We start from the raw sequence: 20,221 nt of genomic DNA, 5'->3' as shown, positions 1-20,221 counted from the left end.
TCACTTATCAGGGAGGCGCTCGCATGACGCTGCGCATTCCCTCACTGCTGATCTGCCTGCTGGTGGCCCTCGGCGGCTGCGCCAGCAAGCCACCGCCGCCACCGCCGCCCGTGGCGCTCACGCCCGCCATCTGGCAACGCATCGACCAGGAACTGATCGAGGCTTCGGTAGGCGCCGCCGGTTCGGCCAATGACTATGCCCGGCGGTCGATGCGGGTATGGAAAGAGCAAGTGCAGCAGCGTACCGAGAGCGACTTCATCCCTTGGTTCACCGGCTATTGGACCCAGCAATGGCTGACCCTGAAGGTCGCCTGGTACAAGCTCGACAGTGGCGAAGGCCGGGAGCCTGCGGAAAAGCGCCTGGCCCTGTACCTGCAGGAGCAGTATCACGAACGGGTGATCGAACCAGTGGCCGAACAGATCAACCCCGAAGGCATCCGTGATCGGGCTTGCGAGTTGTACGTGCAACTGCTCGGCCAGCAACTGCCAGCCATCATCGCCCGCTATCGTGCGCCGCCTGAGCAGTTCAGCCAGCGCCTCAATCGTATCCCGGCCATCGCCCTGGGCCCGCCCGAGGCACGCAATGCCAGCCTCTATCAGTTGCTGCGCGCCAAGCCACTGGAACAGCAGCCCGCCTGGCAGGCCCTGCGCCAGCACCTGCACCTGCAAGCAGCAAAAGGCCCTGGGCAAACCGATATTGGCTTGTCAACGGTTGCCGACCGCGCCAGCGAGAAGCTCGGGGCCACCCTGGCGCCACGCGGCATAGCCAGTGCCGTGGCCAGTGCCGTGGGCAAGGTGGCCGGGGCGATGATTTCGATCGTCTCGGCCGGCTACGGGATGATCACCCACGACCGCGAGCATCCGCAGATGGTCGAGCAGTTGCGGGTGATCCTGAACGTGGCGCTCAACCAGGAATGGCAGGCGCTGATGGAGAACCGCCAGAGTGGCGCCATGGCGGGGGTGTACTACTTGTCCGGCCAGGTCGAGGACAGCTTGCTGGCCAGCGCACCACAGCTGAGGGAGCAAGAAGTGCAGCAGCGCCAGGAGCCATTATTGATACGCCTGCCGCCCTGAGGCTGGCTGGGCGGCGTCAGGCCACGGCCATCGCCGAGGTCGGCAGGCCGAAGATCCGGTCGAACGCCCAGTTGTAGACGAAGGTGTAGCAAGGCACCAGAACGATGAACGCCAGGTCCACCAGGAACGCCTCGACCAGGCTCATGTCCAGCCACCAGGCAATCAGCGGTATCAGGTACACCACCAAGGTCAGCTGGAAACCCACGGCATGCGCCACCCGCCGCGCCACGCTGCGACCGCGCTTGGCCTGGCGGCTCTCCCAGTACTCGAACAGGCTGTTGTAGATCAGGTTCCAGAGCATGGCGATGGTGGTGATCATCACCGCCAGTGGCCCGGTGTGCGATGCCTGAGTGTCCGACAGGTAGGCCAGCCCCACGGTCGACATGCACAGGCCGATCAGTTCATAGAAGGTCACATAGACCAGTTTGCGTTTCAGTCCCTGCACCAGGGGTTACCTCAAATGACAAAAGCGATGGGCGCAAGGATGATTCATTTTTATTGACAGGCAAAGTCAACAGCTTTCAGATTGACTGACAGGAGGCTGCCCATGAACTTTTCCAGCGATAACATCCAGTTGTTCCTCGCCGTGCTCGACCATGGCTCGTTTTCTGCCGCTGCGCGCGCCTTGGGCAGGGTACCCTCGGCGGTGAGCATGGCCATCGGCAACCTCGAAGCCGAACTGGGCTATACCCTGTTCGAACGCGGCCCGCGCGAAGTGCGGCCCAGCCCCCGTGCCCTGGCCCTCGAGCCCCACGCCCGGCTGATTGCCGAGCAGCTAGGCCTTCTGCAGGTGCATGCACTTGAGCTGTCCCAAGGGCTTGAAAGCAGCCTGTGCATCGCCGTGGTCCCGGACATCGACCACCGTCCCTTGCTGGCCGCCATCGCCCACCTGGGCGAGCGCTATCCGCTGCTGGACATCGCCCTGCTCAGCGCCCCTCAAGAGGATGCCCTGCAGCTGCTCGACAGTGGGCGGGCGGACCTTTGCCTGGCCTTCGCCGGTCTGCACGTAGACCCCCAACGAGGATTCCAGCACATCGGCACAGAGACACTGGTGGCGACCCTGTCTCCCAACCATCGAGCCATGCTCGACGAGCGCATCCATTATCTTGAGGACCTGGTTGCCGTACGCCAGATCCTGGTGCGCAGCCGCGACCTGCCGCTGGCCGACCCGCGTGCCTCGATCGGTGCCACCCATTGGTACACCGACAGTTTCGACCTCGCCCTGCAGATGGTCGAAGCCGGCCATGGCTGGGGTGATCTGCCGCTCAGCCGGGTCGCCCCGCTGATCGAAGCCGGACGCCTGGTGCGCCTGAATTTTCGCAACACGCGCAATGAGCTGCAGCTGCCGATCCATGCCTTCTGGCGCAAGCAACAGCCGCTGCGCCAGGCTGCTCGCATGCTGATCGAACACTTGGCCACACGCTGACCTGCCGTCCGTCGACAGTGGATCAATAAGTCACTGTTACTGTTTCAATTTTTTACCCAGCACGCCGATATGAAAGGTGAAAGGTCCGCACGCCCGTCACAAGCGCGCAGCGCCCTCCCATCACTGGCTCAAGGTCTCGAAACATGAACCTGAAATTCCGCCACAAGATCCTGCTCAGCGCCTGCGCCGTCGTGGTGCTGGCCTTCGCTCTGTTCACGCTTTACAACGATTACCTGCAACGCAACACCATTGCCCAAAACATCGAATCGTCCGTGCAACAGTCCGGTGCGCTGACTGCCAGCAGCGTGCAGAACTGGATGAGCGGGCGCATCCTGGTGCTGGAGAACCTGGCCCAGGACATCGCCGAGCAAGGCGCTGGCGACAACCTGGCCGGGCTGATCGAGCAACCGTCCTACACGAGCAATTTCCTCTTCACCTACCTGGGCCAGGCTACCGGCGCGTTCACCCAGCGTCCCAACGCACAGATGCCTGCCGGCTACGACCCACGCCAGCGCCCCTGGTACGGCGCGGCGGTCAGCGCCGGGCAAACCGTCCTCACCGCCCCCTACCAGGGCGCCGTAGGTGGCCTGATGGTCACCATCGCCACCCCGGTCAAGCGCAAGGGCAACGGCGAGCTGATGGGCGTGGTTGGCGGCGACCTGACCCTCGATACCCTGGTGCAGATCATCAACTCGGTCGACTTCGGCGGTATCGGTCATGCCTTCCTCGTCGACAGCGAAGGCCAGGTGATCGTCAGCCCGGACAAAGACCAGGCGATGAAGAACCTCAAAGACATCTATCCCGGCAGCGGCCTGCGGGTCACCACCGGTATGCAGGATGTCACGCTCAATGGTCAGCAACGACTGATTTCCTTCGCCCCGGTCAGCGGCCTGCCCTCGGCGAAGTGGTACATCGGCCTGTCGATCGACAAGGACAAGGCCTATGCCGCGCTTGGCCAGTTCCGCACTTCGGCGGTCATCGCCATGATCATCGCGGTAGCGGCCATCGCCGGCCTGTTGGGCCTGCTGATCCCGGTGCTGATGCGCCCGCTGACCACCATGGGCCGCGCCATGCGTGACATCGCCGAGGGCGAAGGTGACCTGACCCGCCGCCTGACCGTGCAACACAAGGACGAATTCGGCGAATTGGCGACCTCGTTCAACCGCTTCGTCGAGCGTATCCACGCGTCCATGAGCGAAGTGTCTTCGGCAACTCGCCTGGTACACGATTTGTCGGAAAAGGTGGTCAACGCCTCCAACGCCTCGATCATCGGTTCTGAAGAACAAAGCATGCGCACCAACAGCGTTGCCGCCGCGATCAACCAGCTCGGTGCCGCCACCCAGGAAATCGCCCGCAACGCCGCCGATGCCTCGCAGCATGCCAGCGGTGCCAGCGAACAGGCCCATGGCGGTCGCGAAGTGGTCGAAGAAGCGATCAACGCCATGACCGCTCTGTCGCAACGGATCAGCGAATCCTGCGAGCAGATCGAAGCGCTCAACGCCAGTACCGACGACATCGGCAAGATCCTCGATGTGATCAAAGGCATCTCCCAGCAGACCAACCTGCTGGCACTCAACGCCGCCATCGAAGCCGCCCGCGCCGGTGAGGCCGGACGTGGGTTCGCGGTGGTGGCCGATGAAGTGCGTAACCTTGCGCACCGCACCCAGGAGTCGGCCGAAGAGATCCACCGCATGATCACCAGCCTGCAGGTCGGTTCCCGCGAGGCGGTCCACACCATGAACACCAGCCAGGTGTCCAGCGAGCAGACCGTGCAGGTGGCCAACCAGGCGGGCGAGCGGCTGGCCAGCGTGACCCAGCGTATCGGCGAGATCGACGGCATGAACCAATCCGTCGCCACCGCCACCGAGGAACAGACCGCCGTGGTCGAGAGCCTCAACCTGGACATCACCCAGATCAACGCACTGAACCAGCAAGGGGTGGAAAACCTCAATGAAACCCTGCGTCACTGCGATGCGCTGGCCCAGCAGGCCGGGCGGTTGAAGCAACTGGTGGGTAGCTTCCGAATCTGATTCGGCCCCATCGCTGGCAAGGCGGCTCCCCCTTCGACGAGGGTCCGGCTTGCCGGCGTTTGCTGCATCATCGGGATGCCGCTGCATCAGCGCAGTTATAACCTAATAACGAACAAGTCTATTTGGCTATAAAAAAATCTATATGCTGGGCAGCATCCGAAAACGGGCAAGCTGGGCAGTCGAGTAGCGTATGGATGTAGGTTCTTTTGGTTTCACCATTGCCGGACTGGTTGTAGGTTTCATCGTCGGCATGACCGGCGTCGGTGGCGGTTCGCTGATGACGCCCATTCTTCTTTGGTTCGGCATCAATCCGGCCACCGCCGTGGGTACCGACCTGCTGTACGCCGCCATCACCAAGGCCAGTGGTGTCTGGGTGCATGGCCGCAACAGGAACATCGACTGGAAGATCACCGGCCTGCTCAGCCTGGGCAGCGTGCCTGCCGCCGCGCTGACGCTGTGGTTTCTCAGCACCCTGCACACCGACACCTCGGCACTCAATGCGGTGATCAAACAAGGCCTGGCGGTGGTGCTGATCCTGACCGCGCTGGCGATCCTGTTCAAGTCGCGCCTGCAGGCTTTCGCCAATCGCCATGCCGGTGACCACTACCATCTGAGCGATCGCAGTCTGAATATCCTCACCGTGCTCACCGGCGTGGTGCTGGGCGTGATGGTCACGCTCACTTCCATCGGTGCAGGGGCCCTGGGCACGGTGGCGTTGTTCCTGCTCTACCCGTTCCTGGTTACCCGCCGTCTGGTGGGGACCGAGATCGCCCACGCCGTGCCGCTGACCCTGGTTGCCGGCCTAGGCCACGCGGGCATGGGCAACATGGACTGGTCGCTGCTGGGTTACCTGCTGCTCGGCTCGCTGCCAGGCATCTACCTGGGTAGCCACCTCACCGGGCGTATCTCCGACCGCATGCTGCGGCCTTGCCTGGCCGGCATGCTGCTGTTGATCGGCTACAAGCTCGCGTTCTGAGCTGACGCGCCTGCGTCACGCCAGACGCAGGCGCCATTGCCCGGTGTAACTCAACGCCAGACGCGACAGCGGCAACACATCGATGCGTTGGTACGCTGTCAGCGGACACCCCAGTAGGTGAACGATCACTGCCCGGATCACCATAGGGTGCGTCACTGCCAACCAGTCCCCCTTCCCCTCGAACGCCTCCAGCCAACCGCCCACCCGCTGGCACACCTCGGCAAAGGATTCGCCCCCATGGGGTGCGCTGCGAGGGTCCTCCAGCCACTGCGCCAGCGCCTCGGGCTGCTCGGCCTGCAACTGCTTCAGCGTCATGCCCTGCCAGCGACCCAGGTCGCAATCGGCCAGGCCGACCTCGACCTGAGGCGCGCCCGACAACCAGGCCGCCGTTTCCCTGGTACGTGCCTCTGGTGCCGTCAACACGCGCACATCGGGCATAGGGGTCAATGGCCGATCGGCGTGGTCCAGAATGCCATCCTGCGCACGATGCAAACGCCCCGCTCGCTGAGCCGCGGTCTGGGCATGACAAATAAGTGTGAGGCGTACAGCTTTCACCGGGAATCTCTTGAGGGTCGAGTTGAGCAGACTGGTTTAGCACGTCTGTGGATGTTTTACCGCAACCGCCAGGGTGACGGAAGGCAGCGTCAGCGCGCCAGGGACTGGCTTGCAGCCCCGCGTCCGGCTCAAAAGCACAGCTGCAGCAGCCCCCAGACCGGCACCAGCGCAACCAACGCAACCGCCAGCCGTGGCCAGTATGGCAGCAGCATCAGCAGTGCCATCCCGGCCAGCGACATCGCACCGAACCAAGCCACCGGTCCCATGGCCCAACCCCAGGCCTGGGCACAGAGCCACAGGCTCGCCAGCAAGGCCAGCCAACCTGCGCTGCGCAGGGTCAGACGAAGCGACCGGGGGCAGGTGCGCTGCCAGACCTGCTTGTAGTGGCGCTCCAGGCCCTGGCACAGCCCGAGCATTCCAGCGTAGGCGCACAGCACGCCGCCTGTGACCAGCATGATCATGCTTGCATCTCCCTCAGGCGCCCTGCCCTTGCCTGCCTGGGCGCCGACGGCTTAAGCTGCACCCGCCACGCCGCCGCCCCCAGAAGCCCGCCCAGCACCAGCGCCGTGACCACCACGCCAAGACGGATGGCATCGCCGACTCCCCCGAGCGAGGCCAAGCCTGCGCACAGCAGCGCGGCCAGGCCAAGTTGCTCGACCCAAGCGCGCTTGGCCGGGCGCACACCCGCATGCAGCAGCGCCAGCAACCACACGCCAAAGAACGCCCGTACTTCCCACTGCTCCCGCAGTGCCAGTTCGACTGGCAGCAAGCGGCTGGCCCACAGCAAGCCGATGCAGGCCAGCAGCAGGCCGGTGATGAAGCCGATGTTGCACACCTCGGCAACCCGGTACCCACCAAGCCCGCGTGCTTCGGCACCGCTGTTGGCGTATTGGCGCCCGCGCTTGACGCAGAACAGCACCAGGCCGCTGGCGATCATCGCGCAGCTGACCAGCCCGCAGGCGAAGTACAGCCAGCGCATCGGGTAGCCCCCGAATTGAGCGAAATGCAGGCCGACCATCACCCGCTGGGTCAACGGCGCAGGGCGCAGCTCAGGCACATCGCTGAGCAGCTTGCCGCTGACGCCATCGAACACCATCGCCTGGCCCTTGCTGAGGGCGATGCGGTTGCCCAGCTCCGGGCGGATCTCGATACGTGCGCCGGCCGTGTTGGGGTTACGGATGCTCAAGCCAGCAATCGGGCCGAGCTGGGCCTCGGCCTGGGCCAGCAAGGGTGCGATGTCCACCAGCTCGCCGGGTTGCCTGGTCAACCCACGGGGTTGTTCGAGCCGCGCATTGCCCTGGGCCTGGAAGTAAGCGCGGTGGTTGCCATCGAACAGCGCATCGACGCCCGCGGGAATGTAGATCAGCATGAAGATCACCAGCCCGGTGTAGGTGATCATCAGGTGAAACGGCAGCAACAGCACTGCACTGGCGTTGTGAAAATCCAGCCAGGAGCGCTGGCCTTTGTTCGGTCTGAAGGTGAAGAACTCCTTGAAGATTTTCTTGTGAATGACGATGCCGGTCACCAGCGCGGCGAGCATCACCAGGGCCAGGGCTCCGACCACGAAGATGCCCCAATTGCGCGGCAGGTCGAGGGTGAAGTGGAAACGGAAGAAAAAGTTGCCGCCGACGCTGTCACGGACCTCGATGACTTCGCCGGTTGCCGGGTCCAGTTGCACCCCACCGCCATGGCGGCGCTCCCCCGTGGACACCCGCAGCCCCGGCGCCCGCTCGGTGGGCAAGCTGATACCCCAGTGGCTCGCTGTCGGCTCATGCGCCTGCAAAAAGGCCACCGCTTGTCGGGCAGCATCGGCCTGGGAAACGCTACGGGTCGGGATCTCAGGCTTCATCCAGTGATTGAGTTCCTCGTCGAACACCGCCAACGTGCCGGTGACGAAAATGGCGAACAGCAACCAACCGAAGATCAGCCCGGCCCAGGTGTGCAGCCAGGCCATGGATTGAGTGAACGTGTTTTTCATGCCAGCCACTCCAGTGTCTGGGGCCAGAACCCGATGAGCGCCAGCGGCGCTGCCAGGACGAGCGGCGCCCAGGCGCGCAAGGCGTCACGGCTGGCGAAGGCCCAGAGGATGGCGCCGGTGTAGAGGACGAATGCCAGCAGGGTCGAGACGATCACCGCGTCGGCGGGCGATAGCGGCAGCAGACGGGCAAGGCAAGCGGTGGCCGAGTAACTGAAGGCGTAGCCGCCGAGTAACGCGGCGCAGCTGCGGGATAGGATCTGCAGCCAGGCGGGGACTCTGATCATCGAGTGGTCCTTGGTGTTTTTCCTAGGGGGCTGCGTGCAGCCCCATCGCTGCGGTTCGTCACCACCACAAGCCGACTCCCACAAGGGTCGTGTGGGGCCGGCTTGCTGGCGATGATCAGAACGAGATGTTCAACGAAGCGAATAACGCGCGCCCTGGCTGGTTGTAGGTGTTGGCGCCCGAGCTGCTGGCATTGCCGCCGCGCAGGATCTGCTTGTCGAACACGTTGTTCACCCCTACCCGCACGTTGTAGTTGGCGTTGAACGTGTACCCGGCACTGACATCCACCAACCCGTAGGCTTCGACATCCTGCTGCGCCTGTTCGTCGTAGTCTTCCTGGGTGCGGAAGTTGTAGGTCGGCGATTTCTGCTTGCCGTAGTAAGTGCCGGCGACCTGGAACGACAGCTTGTCGGTGGCACGCCAGTCCAGCGTGGTGTTGACCGTGTACTCGGGGATCACCGACAGCGGCTCGCCGGTTTCGCGGTTGTCGTTGTCGAGCATCCAGGTCAGGTTGGTGTTCCAGTCCACCGTCGGGCTCAGCTCGACGAACAGGTTGCCCTCGATACCCTCGACCCGCGCCTTGCCGGCGTTTTCCCATTGGGTCACACGACGGCCACTGTTGATGGTGTAGAGCACATCGGTATCGCCGATGATCTTGTTCTTGTAGTCGTTGCGAAAGTAGGTCGCGCTGGTGCGCCAGGTGCCACGGTCGTACAGCAGGCCGACTTCCTTGTTGACGCTGATTTCCGGCTTCAGGTCGGCGTTGCCTTGCAGGTAGCAGCCACCGGCGTTGGTCTGCTGCACGCTGCAGCCGTTGCCACGGCTGTAGAGCAGGTAATTAGGGTTGGACTGGTACAGGTTCGGCGTCTTGTAGGCGCGGGCAATCCCCCCTTTGAGCGACAACGACTCAGTCAACTTGTGCGCCACATTCAGGCTCGGGCTGAAGTTGTCGCCAAAGGTCTCGTGATGGTCGAAACGCAGGCCAGGGGTGACGGTGGTGTCACCGATAACGATGTTGTCCTCGACGAACAGCGCATAGCTCTTGGCGGTCATCTTCGAGTCGCTGCGGTCGAAACCGCTGATGACGTTGTTGCCCGCGCCACTGGGGTCGAAGCTCTGCGGGCGGAACGAGCCCTGGTCGTTGAGCGACTCGTAGAGGTACTCACCGCCCAGGGTCAGCACGTGCTCGGTGCTGCCCGTGGCGAACGGCAGGTTCACTTCGCTGCTCAGGCGGGTGTTGCGCAGGCGCGACATAGCCGCCCCGGTGTCGTTGATCGCCCCTTCAGGCCCACCGGCCAGGCCTTCGTTAAGACGCCAGTTGCGCACGTACTCGTAGGCCAGGGAGGTCTTGCTGGTGCCCCAGGTGAAATCACCCAGGTGGGTCAGGTCGTAGGTGCTCCGTTGCATGACATTGGTCTCGTGGCCATACAGGCTGGAGATCAGCTCGACATTGCTGCCACCGTTGCTGTTCATGGTATCGCCAGCGTAGATGTTGCCCTGGCGGCTGTAACCTGCGCTGGCTTCGAGGCGATGCTCATCATTGAGTTTCCAGCTCAGCAGACCATTGATGTCTTTGTTGCGCACCCCTTCACGGCCAGCGACCAAAGCGCTGTTGGCATGGCTGGCGTTGATGTCCAGGTCGTCGGCATCGGTCTTGGCCAGGCCTCCGTACAACCGCCCCCCCAGGTTTTCGGTCAGCCCGCCGCTGAGGTTGAAGTTGGTCCGTTGGCTAGCCCCTTCGGCGCTGTCCTGGGGCAGTTGGGTGTACAGGTTGACGTTGCCTTTGAACGCTTCGGTGGGGCGTTTGGTGATGATATTGACCACCCCGCCCATGGCGCCGGAGCCGTAGCGCGCTGCAGCCGGACCGCGAAGAATCTCGATGCGCTCGACAGCCTCGGCCGGCACCCAGTTGGTTTCGCCACGGGTGTCGCGGTCGCCGTTCCAGCCATAACGCACCGCATTGCGTGCACTGGAGGGCTTGCCATCGATGAGGATCAGGGTGTTTTCCGGCCCCATGCCCCGCAGGTCGATCTGGCGGTTGTTGCCCCGCGCGCCACTGGCACTGTTGCCGGTGAGGTTGACCCCCGGCTCGCGGCGAATGATGTCGGACAGGTCATTGGCTGGTGGGTGACGCTGGATATCTTCAGCAGTGATGATCGACGAACCCAGCGCCTGGCGTGCCTCACGCTCGGCGGTCACCAAGGTGTCCTGGATCACCAGCGCAGGGTCGGCCATCGGAACCTCCACCACCTCACCGGTGTGTTGCTGTTCGGCCTCGGCCGCAGTCGCCACCATGGCCGGCGACGCCAGCGCGACAAACGCCAGGGCCAGGCTGTTGGGTGAGGTTCTGGATTGCATCGACACTTCTCCTGCGGTCATGGGCAAAGGCACGGCCCGGCCTGCGCGCCGACGGGCCCCTCGCCCTTCGGCCCGGCAAGCATTGTGTGGGGCCAACAGGGATGGTGAATATAATGATTCTCAAATGTGTTTAAATCTTATTTACGAAATTTACATGTTTGTGACGGAACTTCGCCAAGCGGGGGTTCGGTATGTTCGCTTCAGGAGTGGGAGCACGGTCGCCGCGTCGCCCCCAGACGTTTTTCGGGCACTGTCGCAGCGCCGGCAAAGCGGGTCGGCTGGCATGAACAACCCGGCACACCAGCAATGTTGCAACCTGCCCAATGACTCCTACAGTTTCGAAGGTAGGAAGCCGAGGCCAACCATGCGCGCCGCCGAAAAATCCGAACGCTCAGGACCCACCCGGGTACTGCCGAAAATTCCCCGCAGTGTCTGGGCGCTGGGCTTCGTGTCGATGTTCATGGACATTTCCTCGGAGATGATCCACGCCCTTTTGCCGCTGTACATGGTGACCGTGCTTGGTACCTCGGTCGTTGCGGTGGGTTTCATCGAGGGTATCGCCGAGGCCACCGCATCGATCACCAAGGTGTTCTCCGGTGCCTTGAGCGACCGGCTGGGCAAACGCAAGCTGCTCACGGTGCTGGGCTATGCCCTCGCGGCCCTGACCAAACCAGTATTCCCGCTGGCGACCGGCCTTGAGTGGCTGACCGGTGCGCGTTTTGTCGACCGCATCGGCAAGGGTATTCGCGGGGCGCCCAGGGACGCGCTGGTGGCGGATGTGACCCCTCCAGAGCTGCGCGGTGCAGCATTCGGCTTGCGTCAGGCGCTGGATACGGTCGGCGCCTTGCTCGGGCCACTGCTGGCGATCGGGGTGATGTGGTTGACTTCCAGTCACTTCCAGACGGTGTTCTGGGTGGCGGTGGTGCCTGCGTTCCTGGCAGTGTTCATCCTCATAGCCTTCGTCCGCGAGCCGGACACCCTGCCCAAGACGCGTCCCGTACGCTCACCGCTTGCCCTGCGCCAGTTGGTGCGGCTAGGGTCTGCTTACTGGCGGCTGATCATCCTGGCCACGCTGTTCACCCTGGCCCGCTTCAGCGAAGCCTTCCTGTTGCTGCGCGCTCAGGACATGGGCCTGGCCGCGCAGTGGGCACCGGCGGTGCTGGTGCTCCTGGCCCTGGCCTATTCGATCTCGGCCTACCCTGCAGGTACGCTGTCCGACCGGCGCGGCCGCCGCGTGGTGCTGATGCTGGGGTTGGCATTGCTGCTGATCGCCGACCTGCTGCTGGCGCTGTGTCCGGGCTGGATCGGGCTGGCACTCGGCGTGGTGGCCTGGGGGCTGCACCTGGGCTTCACGCAGGGCATATTCAGTGCGTTGATCGCTGACAGTGCCCCGGCCAGACTGCGTGGGACGGCCTTTGGCCTGTTCCACCTGCTCACCGGCGCGGCGCTGCTGGGTGCCAGCGTGGTCGCTGGCCTGTTATGGGACGGCGCAGGTTTTCGGGCCACATTCCTGGTCGGCGCCGCATTCGCCGGCGCCACGCTGGTCGGCTTGGCCCTGTTGCCCCACTTCAGCAGCCAGGTGCGCTCACAGTGAAAACGCTGCATAGATCATCAACGCTTCACTGTCGGCGAGGTAACGTGCCACAGACCCCGGAGCCTTCCAGCTTCGCCCCACCCGCCTCAGGGAGTAACGCCCATGTGTGAGTGCTTCGCCCAATACCAGGGCCCTGCCGACTACCTGCGAGTGCTGGGCGCCGAACAGCCTGTGCTCGACAGCGCCAGCAACGAGCCCCCTGGCCACCCCACCATCGAGCCGGGCACTCGCATGCTGATCCTGCACGACAGCGACACCGGCCTGCGCTTGACGCCACGTCCGTGGGGGTGGACACCGCTGTGGGCGGGCAAGCGCCAGCCTGCGTCGATCAGCGCGCCACTGCAGATCATCAGCGCCTGCATGCCCTTCCATGCCTTGTGGCCACAGACCCGAGCGCTGGTGATGGCGGACGGATGGTACGCCTGGTCGGACGATGCACAGGCACCTAACGGGCGACGGTGCCACTTCGTTCGCCTGAAAAGCGGGGCTCCGATCTTCGTCGCCGCGCTGACGCAGATTCGTATAGGGCTGGCGCCAGAAGAGGACGATGGTTTCGTGATCCTGACGCAGGACCATGATCCACGAGCCGGCACCGCCCTGCCCCTGGTGCTGGCGCCGGAACACGCGCGGTCGTGGCTCGATTCGCAGCTGCCGGCGGAGCAGGTGCAGTACCTGGCGCCAGACCAGTTCGAGTGGTCCGCCGTAACCGACCCAGCGCAAGTGCGGCGCTGAACTACAGGCAGGCGCCTCCCACAGGTGCACGCCCTAGCCGACGGGTAGCAACTCCTGTTCGATCAACGACCAACCGCCATGGCCATCCACTTCCAGGCGGTGGGAGTGGAAGCTGGCCAAGGTACTGCGGTGGCCGACACTGACCAGCAAGGTGTCAGGCATCTCATTGCGCAACAATGAATACAGCGCATGCTCCAGCCCCTCGTCCATGGCTGAAGTGGACTCGTCGAGAAACACCACTTGGGGCCGGTTGAACAGCACCCGGGCGAACGCCAGGCGCTGCTGCTCGCCAACCGAGAGTATGTGCGACCAGTCGCAACTGACGCCCAGCCGCTCGGCCAGGTGGGGCAGGTTGACTTGACGCAACGCCTGCTGCATGCGCGCATCGTCCGCCGCACCGCTGCTCGCCGGGTAGGCGATGGCGGTTCGCAGGTCGCCCAGTGGCAGGTATGGGCGCTGCGAAAGGAACAGCGCCTGATTGCCCAGGGGTCTGCGGACCAAGCCTTCGGCATAGGGCCATAGCCCTGCCAGCGCGCGCAGCAAGGTGGTCTTGCCGCTGCCGGACGGCCCCTTGATCAACAGCGCCTGGCCGGCCTGAAGGTTCAGATTCAAGTCGGCGATCAAGGGGTGGCCGTCGGGGCGCAGCACTTGCAGCCGGCTGATGTCCAGCGCGTGTGCCTGGTCCTGCGTGGTGACCTGCGGCAGTTCGCTGGCCTGCTGGTTGGCATCGAGAAAACCGGTCAGACGGTCGAGGGTGGCGCGGTACTGAGCGAAGGTATCGTAGGACTCGCGGAAGAACGACAGCGAATCCTGCACCTGGCCAAAGGCCTGGGAGGTCTGCATCACATCGCCAAGCTTGATTGCACCGCTGAAGAACCGTGGCGCCTGCAGGATGAACGGAAACACCACGGCCACCTGGCTGATACCCAGGTTGAAGCCGCTGAACTTCAAGGTTCGGAACACCAACGCCCAGACGTTGCCGATCAGCGCGGTGAAGCGGCCGAGCAACGTGCCTCGCTCCACCTGAGCGCCCTGGTAGAACGCGATGTTCTCCGCGTTTTCGCGCAGACGCATCAATGCATAACGGAAGTTGGCCGTGAGTTTTTCGTTGAGGAAGTTGAGGCGAATCAGCGGACGCCCGAGGCGAAAGGCGATCCAGGTGGCGACGATCACATACACGTAGACGGCGAATACCATCGCCCGCGGGATTTCGTACCCAGCCACCGACAGCGGCGCCGACAGCCCCCAGAGAATGCCCGTGAAGGCGACCAGCGAAACCAGCGCGCTGACTGCACCCAATGCCAGAGACACCGAATTGGTCACGAAGGCGTTGACGTCCAACTCGATACGCTGGTCGGGGTTGTCCACCGGCTCGGCGAGGAACTGCCCACGGTAGTAGGCGTCGCCATGCATCCAATCACCGGTCAGGCGCTCGGTCAGCCAGACTCGCCAATGGATGTTGAAAGCCTGAGTCACATAATAAGTGAACAGCGAGCGCAGCACATGGATGGTGGCCAGCACCGCGAATACCCCGAGCAAGTACCAGAACGCTGTCTGGTCCAGGGCCTGTAACGCGCTGTAGAAGCCGTTGTACCAGAACGAGAAGAGCACGTTCAGGCGCACCGCGAACAAGGTCAGCACCAGCAGCAGCGCGAACCCTAGCAGAGGCCGCCAGCTGCGCCGGAAACTGAAGTAAGGGCCGGCCAACTGCCAGAACTGGCTGCCCCAACGGGTATAGCGCACGGCAAGCGCGGCCGCAGCGGTGAAACAGGCAAGGGTGATGAACGAGGCGATTGCAAGCCAGCTCAGGCTCTCCTGCAAGGCCTGGTGCCAGTTCATGTCCATGGTGCAATTCCGTAACGAGTGCATGGGGTTGTTTTCGCGAGCGTAGCATTACCCCAGGACTCGACAGAAAAACATTACGGACATTTCATCTTCGCACCACCCCCACCCCGGCACACCCTCTGTAGTAGCCGGGTTGCCGGCGACAGGACCAGCACTCCCTCCCCTAGGCCAGAGCCTCCCGCACTTTCGGGTCCAAGCCCTCTCCCCCATGGGCTTGGTTCCACTCGCTCAGTTGCCGACGCATGGCCGGTGTCCAGAAGCTTTTCAGATGCTGCCTCACGCCCTGTACCGCCAGGGCGTGATCCGGTTCGCTGTCGAAGTAATGGGCAATCTGGTTGGCCATCTTCACCAGGTTTTCACTACTCATCGACGTACCTCGGCTTTCTCCGGTTGTTCCGCGGCGCGGCGCTCCTTGAGCAGACGACGCTGCTCCTCGCTGAAGTCCTGGTAGCGTTTCTGCCATTGCGACGGCTGGAACACCTTCACCACCTCCACCGCCGTAACCTTGTATTCCGGGCAGTTGGTGGCCCAGTCGGAGTTGTCGGTGGTGATCACGTTGGCGCCAGACTCGGGGAAGTGGAAGGTGGTGTAGACCACCCCGGGCGCTACCCGTGTGCTGACCTTGGCACGCAGCACCGTCTGCCCCGCACGACTGCCAATGCCAACCCAGTCACCCTCGACGATGCCCCGGCTCTCGGCATCGGTAGGGTGAATTTCCAAACGGTCGGCATCATGCCAGGCGACGTTGGCGGTGCGCCGGGTCTGGGCGCCAACGTTGTACTGGCTGAGGATGCGGCCGGTGGTCAACAGCAGCGGATAGCGGTTGTTGACCTTCTCGTCGGTAGGCACGTACCCAGTGAGCATGAAGCGCCCCTTGCCCCGCACGAACTGGTCGATGTGCATGGTCGGCGTGCCGTCGGGCGCTGCCTCGTTGCACGGCCACTGCAGGCTGCCGTGGCGGTCGAGCTCGGTGTAGCTGACGCGGTGGAAGGTCGGCGTGAGGCGGGCGATCTCGTCCATGATCTCGGACGGGTGGCGGTAGTTCATCGGGTAGCCCAGGGCATTGGCCAGGGCCACGGTAGCCTCCCAGTCGGCTTTGCCGGCCAGCGGCTCCATCACCTTGCGCACCCGCGAGATACGCCGCTCGGCATTGGTGAAGGTACCGTCCTTCTCGAGGAACGAACTGCCCGGCAGGAACACATGGGCGAACTTGGCCGTCTCGTTGAGGAAGATGTCCTGCACCACCACGCACTCCATGGCAAGCAGCGCGGCGGTGACGTGCTGAGTGTTTGGGTCGCTTTGAGCAATGTCCTCGCCCTGGCAGTACAGCGCCTTGAAGCTGCCGTCGAGCGCGGCCTCGAACATGTTGGGAATGCGCAGCCCGGGGTCGGGTTGCAAGGTCACGCCCCAGGCTTGCTCGAATTCGGCACGTACGGTTTCGTTGGAAATGTGCCGGTAACCGGGCAACTCGTGGGGGAACGAACCCATGTCGCACGAGCCCTGCACATTGTTCTGCCCGCGCAATGGGTTCACCCCGACCCCTTCCCGGCCAATGTTGCCGGTGGCCATGGCCAGGTTGGCGATGCCCATTACCGCCGTACTGCCTTGGCTGTGCTCGGTAACGCCAAGCCCGTAGTAGATCGCCGCGTTGCCACCGGTTGCATACAGGCGCGCCGCGGCACGGATCTGCTCGGCGGGTACACCGCACACAGGGCCAAGTACCTCGGGGGCGTTCTCCGGCTGACTGACGAAATCGCGCCAGTGGGCGAAGTCCACGGTCTCGCAGCGGGCGTCGATGAAGCGCTGCGCCAGCAGCCCTTCCGTGACGATCACATGAGCCAAGGCATTGAGCATGGCCACGTTGGTGCCGGGCCGCAGTTGCAGGTGCAGGTCGGCGCGGGCATGGGGCGAGTCGACCAGGTCGATGCGCCTAGGGTCGATGACGATCAGACGCGCGCCCTGGCGCAGGCGCCGTTTGAGCTGCGAGCCGAACACCGGATGGGCGTCGGTGGGGTTGGCGCCGATCACCAGCACCACATCGGCCTGCATCACCGAGTCGAAGCTCTGGGTGCCTGCCGACTCCCCCAGGGTTTGCTTGAGGCCATAGCCAGTCGGTGAGTGGCAGACCCGGGCACAGGTGTCGACGTTGTTGTTGCCGAACGCGGTGCGCACCAGTTTCTGTACCAGGTAGGCTTCCTCGTTGGTGCAGCGGCTGGAGGTGATACCGCCAATCGAGTCGCGCCCGTATTTGAGCTGGATGCGCCGGAACTCACTGGCCGCATAGGTCACCGCCTCGTCCCAGCTGACTTCCTGCCAAGGGTCTTCCAGGCGCTTGCGGATCATCGGTTTGGTGATGCGGTCGGGGTGGGTCGCATAACCCCAGGCGAACCGGCCCTTGACGCAGGCATGGCCGTGGTTGGCGCCGCCATTCTTGTCCGGGACCATGCGTACCAACTGGTCGCCTTTCATTTCGGCGCGGAACGAACAGCCCACGCCGCAGTAGGCGCACGTGGTGATGACCGCTCGCTCGGGCTGGCCAAGCTCGATCACGCTTTTCTCGCTGAGGGTGGCGGTCGGGCAGGCTTGCACGCAGGCACCGCAGGATACGCACTCGGAGCTGAGGAAGTTGTCGCCACCGGCTGGCGCGACCCGCGAGTCGAAACCGCGTCCGGTGATGGTAAGGGCGAAGGTCCCCTGGATATCCTCGCAGGCGCGCACACAGCGGCTGCAGACGATGCACTTGCTGGGCTCGTAATCGAAATACGGGTTGGACTGGTCTTTCTGTTCCGCCAGGTGGTTGGCGCCATCATAGCCGTAGCGCACCTCGCGCAGGCCAACCTGTCCGGCGACGGTCTGCAGTTCGCAATTGCCGTTGGCCGAGCAGGTCAGGCAGTCCAGCGGGTGGTCGGAGATGTACAGCTCCATCACGTTGCGGCGCAGGCCGGCCAGGCGCGGGGTCTGGGTGCGCACCACCATGCCTTCGCTGACCGGCGTGGTGCACGAAGCCGGGTAGCCGCGCATGCCTTCGATTTCCACCATGCACAGCCGGCACGAGCCAAAGGCTTCCAGGCTGTCGGTGGCGCAAAGTTTGGGGATGCTGGTGCCCAGCAACGCGGCGGCACGCATGACGGACGTGCCCGAAGGAACGCTAATCGCGCGCCCGTCGATGGTCAGGCTGACCTGCACGTCGCTTTCGCGCGCTGGGGTTCCGAGGTCGGTCTGGGGGTCGAAGAAATTGATCATTGGGCGGCCTCCGTGGTGGTCAACCCGAAGTCGGCGGGGAAGTATTTGAGTGCACTGGCCACCGGGTAGGAGGTCATCCCGCCCATGGCGCACAGCGAGCCGTACTGCATCGTGTCGCACAGGTCACGCAGCAACAGGGCCTGGTCGTGGCGTTCGGTGAGGTCACGGGTGGCGATCAGCCGGTCCACCACCTCCATGCCACGGGTAGAGCCGATTCGGCACGGGGTGCATTTGCCGCAGGACTCCTCGGCACAGAACTGCAAGGCGAAGCGCGCCATGCTGGCCATGTTCAGGGTGTCGTCGGCCACCACCACGCCGCCGTGGCCGAGCATCGCGCCCATGGCGGCGAACGCTTCGTAATCCAGCGGGGTGTCGAAGTGGCTGGGAGGCACCCAGGCGCCGAGTGGCCCCCCCACCTGCGCGGCCTTCAACGGCCGGCCGCTGGCGGTGCCGCCGCCGTAGCCGTCCACCAGGTCCCGCAGGGTCAAACCGAAGGCGCGTTCCACCAGGCCGCCGTAGCGGACATTGCCCGCCAGCTGGAACGGCATGGTGCCCAGCGAGCGCCCCATGCCGAAGTCGCGATAGAACGCCGCGCCCTTGGCCAGGATCGTCGGCACCGAGGCCAGGGTGAGCACGTTGTGCACCAGGGTAGGCAGGCCGAACAAGCCTTGCAGGGCAGGCAGCGGTGGCTTGGCACGGACGATTCCGCGCTTGCCCTCGATGGACTCCAGCAACGCGGTTTCCTCGCCGCAGATATAAGCACCCGCCCCTACTCGCACCTCCAGGTCGAAGGCCTGGCCGCTGCCGACTATGTCGTCGCCCAGATAACCCGCGTCACGGGCGATGAGCAGTGCCTGGTCGAGCACGCGGATCGCATCCGGGTACTCCGAGCGCACATAGATGTACCCCTTGGTTGCGCCCACCGCGAGACCGGCAATGGCCATGCCTTCGATCAGCAGGAACGGATCGCCCTCCATCAGCATGCGGTCGGCGAAGGTGCCGGAGTCGCCTTCGTCGGCATTGCACACCACGTACTTCTGTCCAGCGCCGGCTTCACGCACGGTGCGCCACTTGATGCCCGCCGGGAAGGCTGCGCCACCACGGCCGCGCAGGCCGGATTCGAGCACCTGGGCGACCACATCGGCACCGCCGATCGTCACGGCGCTGCGCAAGCCTTCGAAGCCGCCATGGGCGCGGTAGTCCTCCAGCGACAAGGGCCGGGTGATGCCGGCGCGGGCGAACAGCAGGCGCTGCTGGCTTTTCAGATACGGAATGTCTTCAACGGCACCCAAGGCCAGCGAATGGCCACCCGGCTCGCCCACCAGCGCATCGAGCAAGGCTGGCGCGTCCTCCGGGGTAACCGGCCCGAAGCCTTGACGCCCCCGGCCGAAGTCGCACTCCACCAAGGGTTCGAGCCAGTAGAGACCACGTGAGCTGGTGCGCTGGATCTGCAGCGGCAATTGCCGACGCTCGGCCTCGCGCAACAGGGCATCGGCGACCTGATCGGCACCGACGGCACGGGCCACGGAGTCGCAGGGGATGAACAGCTTCAGCATGCTGCGTCCTCCAGGCAACCCTTGACCAAGGCCCGCAACCGCTCAGGGGTGAGCCTTGCGTGCAGTTGACCGTCCAGCTCCAGGGCTGGCGAACAGGCACAGGCTCCCAGGCAATACACAGGTCGCAAACCGATAGCCCCATCGGCGCTGGTGCCATGATCGTCCAGCGCCAGCTGCTCGCGCAGTTGCGCGGCCAGGGCTTCGGCTCCACGGCTCTGACACGACTCGGCGCGGCACAGGCGTAGGGTGTGCCGGGCTGGCGGCGCGGTGCGGAAATCGTGATAGAAGCTGATGACCCCACGCACCTCGGCCAGGCTGAGGTTGAGGGCATGGGCAATCTCGGGGACGGCGGCATCGGGTACGTAGCCGATGCTGTCCTGGATGGCATGGAGAATCGGTAACAGCGCGCCAGGGTTTTCCTTTTCGCGCGCCAGAATGCTGTGGATCAACGGCAGGTCAAGCAGTTCATCAGGCATACAGCGGACCTCTGCATCACGGGCCCGCCTTTTGTTGTAGTGGCAAGTGCCCGGCGTGTTCTGCTGCGGCGTACCGACCACGTCACGGTTGCGTGGT

At 64.2% G+C, this 20,221-nt stretch carries 17 protein-coding genes; 6 read left to right on the top strand and 11 right to left on the bottom strand.

What is annotated here, in order from left to right; translation table 11 throughout:
- Positions 1–23 precede the first annotated feature (23 nt).
- Positions 24–1,073, top strand: a complete 1,050-nt coding sequence (locus P3R38_RS08215; RefSeq protein ID WP_027906783.1) for a hypothetical protein — start codon at positions 24–26, stop codon at positions 1,071–1,073.
- Positions 1,074–1,089: 16 nt separating this feature from the next.
- Here the strand turns inward: P3R38_RS08215 and P3R38_RS08210 are convergent, their stop codons facing one another.
- On the bottom strand, positions 1,090–1,518 hold the full coding sequence (locus tag P3R38_RS08210; RefSeq protein WP_023379621.1) for a PACE efflux transporter: 429 nt from the start codon (positions 1,516–1,518) through the stop codon (positions 1,090–1,092).
- Between the two features lie 102 nt (positions 1,519–1,620).
- On the opposite strand from P3R38_RS08210, the gene P3R38_RS08205 reads away from it, so the two are divergent.
- The 3 genes from P3R38_RS08205 to P3R38_RS08195 all read left to right on the top strand — a co-directional run bounded on the left by P3R38_RS08205 (position 1,621) and on the right by P3R38_RS08195 (position 5,505).
- Positions 1,621–2,499: a LysR family transcriptional regulator gene (locus tag P3R38_RS08205; RefSeq protein ID WP_277686987.1), complete on the top strand. Its 879-nt coding sequence runs from the start codon at positions 1,621–1,623 to the stop codon at positions 2,497–2,499.
- 143 nt (positions 2,500–2,642) lie between these two features.
- Complete coding sequence (gene mcpA / locus P3R38_RS08200; protein WP_023379619.1) at positions 2,643–4,529, top strand: methyl-accepting chemotaxis protein McpA; 1,887 nt, start codon at positions 2,643–2,645, stop codon at positions 4,527–4,529.
- Between the two features lie 190 nt (positions 4,530–4,719).
- Positions 4,720–5,505 (top strand): sulfite exporter TauE/SafE family protein, encoded by a 786-nt coding sequence (locus P3R38_RS08195; RefSeq protein WP_277686986.1) that lies wholly within the window; start codon positions 4,720–4,722, stop codon positions 5,503–5,505.
- 15 nt (positions 5,506–5,520) lie between these two features.
- Here P3R38_RS08195 and P3R38_RS08190 read toward each other — a convergent pair whose 3' ends face one another.
- From P3R38_RS08190 to P3R38_RS08170, 5 genes are all read right to left on the bottom strand, one after another.
- Positions 5,521–6,060: a histidine phosphatase family protein gene (locus tag P3R38_RS08190; RefSeq protein ID WP_027906782.1), complete on the bottom strand. Its 540-nt coding sequence runs from the start codon at positions 6,058–6,060 to the stop codon at positions 5,521–5,523.
- 128 nt (positions 6,061–6,188) lie between these two features.
- Positions 6,189–6,521 (bottom strand): DUF3325 domain-containing protein, encoded by a 333-nt coding sequence (locus tag P3R38_RS08185; RefSeq protein WP_023379616.1) that lies wholly within the window; start codon positions 6,519–6,521, stop codon positions 6,189–6,191.
- Positions 6,518–8,038, bottom strand: coding sequence for a PepSY-associated TM helix domain-containing protein (locus P3R38_RS08180; RefSeq protein WP_277686985.1), 1,521 nt, complete (start codon positions 8,036–8,038; stop codon positions 6,518–6,520). The genes P3R38_RS08185 and P3R38_RS08180 overlap by 4 nt, the downstream gene beginning before the upstream one ends.
- On the bottom strand, positions 8,035–8,322 hold the full coding sequence (locus P3R38_RS08175) for a hypothetical protein (RefSeq protein WP_023379614.1): 288 nt from the start codon (positions 8,320–8,322) through the stop codon (positions 8,035–8,037). Before P3R38_RS08175 ends, P3R38_RS08180 begins: the two co-directional genes overlap by 4 nt.
- A 115-nt stretch (positions 8,323–8,437) precedes the next feature.
- Positions 8,438–10,678, bottom strand: a complete 2,241-nt coding sequence (locus P3R38_RS08170; RefSeq protein ID WP_023379613.1) for a TonB-dependent siderophore receptor — start codon at positions 10,676–10,678, stop codon at positions 8,438–8,440.
- A gap of 364 nt (positions 10,679–11,042) precedes the next feature.
- On the opposite strand from P3R38_RS08170, the gene P3R38_RS08165 reads away from it, so the two are divergent.
- Together P3R38_RS08165 and P3R38_RS08160 are read left to right on the top strand one after the other, a co-directional pair.
- A complete protein-coding gene (locus P3R38_RS08165) occupies positions 11,043–12,272 on the top strand; it encodes an MFS transporter (RefSeq protein WP_104882700.1) in 1,230 nt (409 codons plus the stop codon).
- 102 nt (positions 12,273–12,374) lie between these two features.
- Positions 12,375–13,004, top strand: a complete 630-nt coding sequence (locus tag P3R38_RS08160; RefSeq protein ID WP_277686984.1) for an SOS response-associated peptidase family protein — start codon at positions 12,375–12,377, stop codon at positions 13,002–13,004.
- Between the two features lie 33 nt (positions 13,005–13,037).
- Here the strand turns inward: P3R38_RS08160 and P3R38_RS08155 are convergent, their stop codons facing one another.
- The 5 genes from P3R38_RS08155 to P3R38_RS08135 all read right to left on the bottom strand — a co-directional run bounded on the left by P3R38_RS08155 (position 13,038) and on the right by P3R38_RS08135 (position 20,124).
- Complete coding sequence (locus P3R38_RS08155) at positions 13,038–14,849, bottom strand: ABC transporter ATP-binding protein/permease (RefSeq protein WP_277686983.1); 1,812 nt, start codon at positions 14,847–14,849, stop codon at positions 13,038–13,040.
- Positions 14,850–15,012: 163 nt separating this feature from the next.
- Complete coding sequence (locus tag P3R38_RS08150; protein ID WP_023379609.1) at positions 15,013–15,216, bottom strand: formate dehydrogenase subunit delta; 204 nt, start codon at positions 15,214–15,216, stop codon at positions 15,013–15,015.
- On the bottom strand, positions 15,213–18,092 hold the full coding sequence (gene fdhF / locus P3R38_RS08145; RefSeq protein ID WP_023379608.1) for a formate dehydrogenase subunit alpha: 2,880 nt from the start codon (positions 18,090–18,092) through the stop codon (positions 15,213–15,215). The genes P3R38_RS08150 and fdhF overlap by 4 nt, the downstream gene beginning before the upstream one ends.
- On the bottom strand, positions 18,089–19,648 hold the full coding sequence (locus P3R38_RS08140; protein ID WP_186598781.1) for a formate dehydrogenase beta subunit: 1,560 nt from the start codon (positions 19,646–19,648) through the stop codon (positions 18,089–18,091). Before P3R38_RS08140 ends, fdhF begins: the two co-directional genes overlap by 4 nt.
- Positions 19,642–20,124 (bottom strand): formate dehydrogenase subunit gamma, encoded by a 483-nt coding sequence (locus P3R38_RS08135; protein ID WP_023379606.1) that lies wholly within the window; start codon positions 20,122–20,124, stop codon positions 19,642–19,644. Before P3R38_RS08135 ends, P3R38_RS08140 begins: the two co-directional genes overlap by 7 nt.
- Positions 20,125–20,221: the final 97 nt, after the last annotated feature.

Origin of the sequence: Pseudomonas sp. NyZ480 (assembly GCF_029537255.1) — a bacterium.
GTDB lineage: Bacteria > Pseudomonadota > Gammaproteobacteria > Pseudomonadales > Pseudomonadaceae > Aquipseudomonas > Aquipseudomonas taiwanensis.
This window is presented reverse-complemented; position numbering and strand designations above follow the sequence as displayed.